The following is a 943-nucleotide window of genomic DNA, read 5'->3' on the forward strand; positions in this document are numbered from 1 at the left end:
GCCATTAAGTCGAAGCTTTGATTTAAATCATGCCGCGGATATTCACCCTCATTCATACCGAGCAAACACACCAAACGAAACGGAACAGTACGCATTGGCATCAAGTTGCAGAAGTTCATGCGCCCAGCCAGAAAACGCTGACTCACTTTCTCTTTATCAAGTTCAGTTTGAAGGATTCCGCGAATAATCGAGAACGGAATAGTCTGATCAAATTGGGTCAACATGACTTGCTCGCGGCAGCTATCTAAGGCGCGATCGATTAAGCGCTGTACTGACTCGTCTACGATATTCAAATCAAACCATTGTTGCCAAATAGCTTGAACTCGATTCATCCATATCATCGTTGACTGTTTACCAGAAAACACTGACATACAGTCTTCAATCAAATCAATAATACTTGCTAGCATGCCCACTAAGTCTTGCGACTCACGTGTTCTTAGCGAAATCGGGACAAAGTCTTGCTCTACTTTCAACGCGGGCATATCACCTAGGAGATATGATTTGAGCGCACGCTGAATACCTTGCAACCAAGTATTATTGCTACCTGTTTGCTCACCACCAGACACTTGATCTCTATGTTTTTCAGACAAACCCCAACGCACATTTAAGGAACGTACCAAATGCTGCAAGCATTCTAATTGAGCATCATCCATCTCAAAGCGCGAACGCACGGCTTCGACGCTCATTAACTCTAAGAACTCATCAACGCCAAGTCGTGATTGATCAAAACTAAGCACTTTAATCAAAGATTCTAAAAGTGGCTGCTCGAAACTTAATGCATGATCAGATATGCCATACTGAATACGTTGGGTTTGGCCCGCTTTATTTTTTATCGGCTCGCCAAATACGGCATGCACTAAGGGCCCATATGACTGAATGTCAGGGGCCATTACGATGACGTCTTTGGAACTTAAGCTCGAGTCTTTATCAAAAGCGCATAATA

At 43.4% G+C, this 943-nt stretch carries 1 pseudogene; it reads right to left on the minus strand.

Annotated features, from left to right (window positions below):
• Window positions 1-890: pseudogene (locus A3762_RS25490) on the minus strand (exodeoxyribonuclease V subunit gamma); the annotation flags it as partial.
• Between the last annotated feature and the right edge of the window lie 53 nt (window positions 891-943).

This window comes from Oleiphilus sp. HI0125, from assembly GCF_001635355.1.